A 4,965-nucleotide genomic window follows, 5' to 3' on the forward strand; every position below is an offset into this window, starting at 1 on the left:
CCCCGTTTTTAACATTTTTAGCCTTGTTGTATTACATTATAAATCAACCGTTTATACACCCTTTCTATACCAATCGTCTAAGATTCGTATAAGTTTCCTATAAGCTCTCTATAAGCTAACCACACCCATTTTACCTCTTACCTTTTGCCTTCTACCTCAATACTCCATTCCGAACCTCTCCGTTTTCTTCCGAATCTCTCAACCCTCCACATTTGCTAATTTTTCCCCCCATTCGTATGGCTCACCCTGCCCGTACAGCTCGCACGGGGTTGCAACCAATGGCATAAAACATAAATAGTAATAATATATATAATATATTTTATTTATATTTGATTGTTAAACACTGTATATAAATTGTTTATATATTTTTATTCCTAAAAATCTTTTACTTCCCACACTATTTCCTCTTGGTCATTTACATTGCCTACTAACAATTGTCCTTTTTTGAGCGTTCCTGAAAGTATCATTCGTGAGATAGGTCGGCGCAAGTAGTTGCGTATAGTACCCGCTACTTGTCGGGCGCCGTACTTAGGAGTGAAACCTTTAAAGGCCAACGCTTTCTTAGCCTCTTCGGTAAGCGTAATATCCATATTTTGGGCTTGCAAGAGTTTTCTAAATCCTTTAAACTGTATGTCAAATATTTTTAAAAGCATTTCTTCTTTAATAGGAGAAAAAGGTACTATTTCCGAAAGACGCGCCAAGAACTCAGGGCGGAAGTAACGCCCCATTATTTCCATCATCTGTATAGTGGTAGGGTGTCGCCCTTCGCTCATTTCTTGGGCTATCCAATCGCTCCCTACATTCGAGGTAAAAATGATAATCGCATTCGAAAAATCGCCCTCTTTGCCCAAGCGGTCGTGCAGTTTCCCCTCGTCCATTATCTGCAAAAAGATATCGTAAACCGAGGCGTGTGCCTTCTCAATCTCATCAAAAAGTACTACCGAATAAGGTTGTTCTCGTATTTTGTTCACCAAAAGTCCACCTTCTTCATAGCCCACATATCCTGGAGGCGCTCCATAGAGCAAGGCAGCTGAGTGTTCTTCTTTAAACTCCGACATATCAAAGCGTATCATCGCCTTTTCGTCGTTAAAAAGGGCTTCTGCCAATGATTTGGTAAGCTCTGTCTTCCCTGTTCCCGTAGGCCCTAAGAAAAAGAAAGAACCAATCGGTTGCCCTTGTTTGTTCATTCCGCTACGCGATTCCAAAATAGCATCAGTCAGCGATTTTATGGCGTGATCTTGCCCTACAACGCGCTGTTGTAAGACTTGCTCCATTTGCAGTAATTTTTCTTTTTCACCTTCTTGTATTTTTCCTACGGGTATATTAGTTTTTGCCGCCACTACACTTGCTAAGTGTTCTTCTTCTACTTTTTGTATGGGTTTCTTTGCAAACGCTTCTATTTGTGAGGCTATGGTGTTAAGGGTTTCCCAAACGGTAGCACTATCAGTATTTTCGTCTATCTTTACGTCTTGGTTTAAAAAGCCTTTTACAATAGGGCTCAACCCTACCGAAAAATCTCTCCACACCTCTGATAGCTCTTTTAAGAAATCGTCATCTGTGAGGTCTATCCGTTTTTCCTCTAATTCTTTGAGTTGTTGCAATAGCGAAAGATGGTCAGTAGTAGCAGCTTCATTAGTCATTTTTACAGCCGACATTGTGCGGTCGAGCAAATCAATAGCTGAGTCTGGCAAACGGCGGTCTTTTACGTATCTTTTAGCCATCGTTACGCATTTGCTTAGGGCTTCATCGCTTACGTCTAATTTGTGGAATGCTTTGTATTTTTCAAGAGAAAAATGCAACATAGCGGTAGCGTTTTCGGCAGTAGGCTCTTCAATCGATAGGACTTCAAACCTACGGCTAAAAGCGTGGTCGGGTTCAATGAGTTTGCGGTACTCATCGGTAGTGGTTGCCCCTATAACGGTAAGATTTCCTTTAGAGAGTTCGGGTTTTAGGATATTGGCGGCTCCTGCATTGCCTTGTTTAGGGTCTAATAGCGTGTGTATTTCGTCTATAAAAAGAATTACCCTATCCATTTGGCGAAGCTCTTTGATAATGTTTTTCAAACGGTCTTCTATTTCGCCTTTATAAGTAGCTCCTGCTATCAAGGCTCCGTTGTCTAATTCCCAAACAGTAGTTTCAGAAAGGAAAGAAGGTACTTTTTCATTGATAATATCGTAAACAAGTCCATCAACAATAGCTGTTTTTCCTACTCCCGAATCGCCTATAATCATCACGTTGGGCTTGCTATGTCTACCTAATATTTCAAGCATTTGCCTTGTTTCCTTATTTCTCCCTACAATAGGTGATAAGTTTTGCTCACGAGCTTGGGCAGTTTTATCAATACAGTATTTTAGTAAGTTTGTAAGCGGTTGAGAAGTAGTACCGCTGTTTTCTTGACCCTCAGACTGCTGAAGTACCTGCAGAGGAATATGGTCTCCTTGTAAGAAGAAGTCTAATATTTCTTTTTCGCGTATGGGAAAAGATTTAAGCTGGTCGGCAGAGAAGCCTACTTCAGGCTTTGCTAAGGCGCAAAGAGTGCAAATAGGATTGATTTGCAACAAACCTAATTTGAGGCGTACATTATCCGCTTCTTCGAAAACTTTAGGTATTTTTTCATCAGCATCTACTTCGGTAACGCCGGCCAGTCGCTCGCATTCTTCCATTCGTATTTCAGCCCATTCCTCCAAGAAAAGAGCATCTTTACCTAATGAAACTACAAAGCTACCTAAACCTACTTCTTTATGTAGTAATGCTTTGAGCAAATGTGCAGGGGTATAATATTTATTGCCGTATTCTCTGGCAGTAGATTTAGCTATTCTAATAGCCGATTGTACTGATTCGTCTAAGTTTAAAAAATCCATTGTTTTTCTATTTTATACAGAGGCAAATGTACAAAAAGAAATTAAAATACATTATAAAACTCCCACTAAAAGAATTGTAAACACATTATAAAACTCCTACTATAAAATGTAATCTGCTGTTTTATATGTTCTTATTAGCTTCTGAAACTATTTTTTCTATCTTCTTTTTAAGGGCATTTATCAAGTATCCTTTTCTATTACTTATAATTTTCCCCTTTCTTTCATATTCATTCATTTTAGCTTTAATTGTTGCACACTCATTTAGCAAATCAGAAACAGCATTTATATCTTTAAAAGTTTCTATATTCTTGCGTAATTCTATTTCTGTAAAACCAAAGTTTTGGGTTAAATAATTTACTTCTTCTTTTGATAAGGAAAATCTTGAAGATATTTTCTGATTTAAACCACGGCGTTCCAAATCAGTATCCATATACTGAGGCTGGTATTTAGGAGTAAAAGTTATAGACACAATCTTTCCTCCTCTTCCTTTTCTATTAAGTTCAAAATCAAAAGTATAAGGGCTATATCTGTCGAGTTCTTTTTTAGCAGCATTTATGACATCTCTTATAAAATCTTTTGTATACTTGTACTTATCTGTAATATTAAACATTCCCTTAATTTGCTCAACAGTAAAAGTTATAGGTTTTTTCTGATTACTAAATATCTCATAGAAACGCATTGCATAAACACTTTCAAAACTCATCGCTGTTTGAAGTTCATATTTTCTATATCCTTTTGAAAAGTCCATAAATACTGATGCTATGAAAGGAGATAACCTAAAACTAACCATTCCTGCCTTTTTATCTATAACAGGACGCTCAATGAGATTAAAAGCTCTAAAAACATTATTGTCCTCAGTTTTTATTTGTTTTTGGTTAAGTGCCAACAGGGCTTTCTTAGCGATACTATGATTGTTGTCTTTTTCGTCTTTCAAAAAACTCTTTGTAGGCATTTGTATATCAACATCCCCAAAAAGATTGTTCTGAACGTTATAGCGTTCATTTAATTTTTTTCCTTCAGTTAATTCTTGCATAAGCTCTATAATACGGTATAAAATACGTTTTTCATATACGTTATAATCATACTTAGCCGTAGTAAGAATATATGATTGTACTAGCTCTTTATTATTATTTTCTTCCATATTATTTATAGGTTATTTTGCATTATAAAACTCCTATTTTACTAATAGATGGGGCAAAGATATATAAAAAGTAGGAGTTATAAAAATAATTCTCCTACTTTTTGAAAAATACATTATAAAACTCCTACTAAAAGAATATGTCTACATTATAAAACTCCTACTATTCATTATAAAACTCCTACTATTTACATTTTCAATACCTCTTAATCCATTTCTAGTAAAAGGTTTAAAGCATTCTCCATTTTTAATTGATAAGTATCATAATAAGTTATGATATTTTTTTAATACAATCAAGAGAGTTTAAAGGTAAAATTCATTTTTTTTAACAAAAAACAATACGTCATAGCAAGGAAGAAAAAATCATCTCATAAAGCGATAAAAACAAACTGGGCGCGCAAAAATTTATTTTTTCTAATATCTAATATTATAAATTCGTATGATATAACGGAGAGTTAAAAAGAACTTAGAAACTTAGCAAGGTGTGTTTTTGTCCCACAAAAACATCAATTGCATAAACCAATTGAAAACAATTAAGTATATTTGAAAAATTTGCAAGCTCACTTTTCATTCAAAAAGATATTTTCTATCTTTATTGAAAATAATTTCTTTATTGTTATTATAATCCATATAATTTTTAGTACTTCCCTCTCTAAAAATATGTTCCTTATTAGGGTGCTCTTTCTCTTCAAAAGTATGTTCTAATCCTAATACGTGCATCAGTTCGTGGGGTATTTTCATAAATTACCCCCTTTCTACTTTTAAAATTCTTCCATTATTTTTGTCTATATATAATGAGCGCCATCTATAACGCTTATTTTTATAGCTAATTTTCCATACTTCTTTTCCTTTATACTTATCTTTACATAATTGAAAAATAGGATTTTTTCTATAATAGTTATCTCCTGCATATTTTTTAGCAATAGCAAATACTTGAAAAGCACATATTTTCCACCCCTCATCGTG

3 protein-coding genes and 1 pseudogene are annotated in these 4,965 nt (G+C 34.9%); all 4 read right to left on the bottom strand.

Features of this window, described 5'->3' with window-relative positions; all coding sequences use genetic code 11:
- Nucleotides 1–374 precede the first annotated feature (374 nt).
- Nucleotides 375–2,861, bottom strand: a complete 2,487-nt coding sequence (locus HMPREF9072_RS01155; RefSeq protein ID WP_009410111.1) for an ATP-dependent Clp protease ATP-binding subunit — start codon at nucleotides 2,859–2,861, stop codon at nucleotides 375–377.
- A 121-nt stretch (nucleotides 2,862–2,982) separates the two neighbouring features.
- Entirely contained in the window at nucleotides 2,983–4,002 is a 1,020-nt protein-coding gene (locus HMPREF9072_RS01160) for a replication initiation protein (protein WP_009410112.1), read from the bottom strand.
- Between the two features lie 564 nt (nucleotides 4,003–4,566).
- On the bottom strand, nucleotides 4,567–4,740 hold the full coding sequence (locus HMPREF9072_RS01165; RefSeq protein WP_009410113.1) for a hypothetical protein: 174 nt from the start codon (nucleotides 4,738–4,740) through the stop codon (nucleotides 4,567–4,569).
- Between the two features lie 3 nt (nucleotides 4,741–4,743).
- Nucleotides 4,744–4,965 (bottom strand): annotated as a pseudogene (locus HMPREF9072_RS12310) (PepSY domain-containing protein); the annotation flags it as partial.

The sequence above is a fragment of the Capnocytophaga sp. oral taxon 324 str. F0483 genome (assembly GCF_000318315.2).
Taxonomy (GTDB): domain Bacteria; phylum Bacteroidota; class Bacteroidia; order Flavobacteriales; family Flavobacteriaceae; genus Capnocytophaga; species Capnocytophaga ochracea.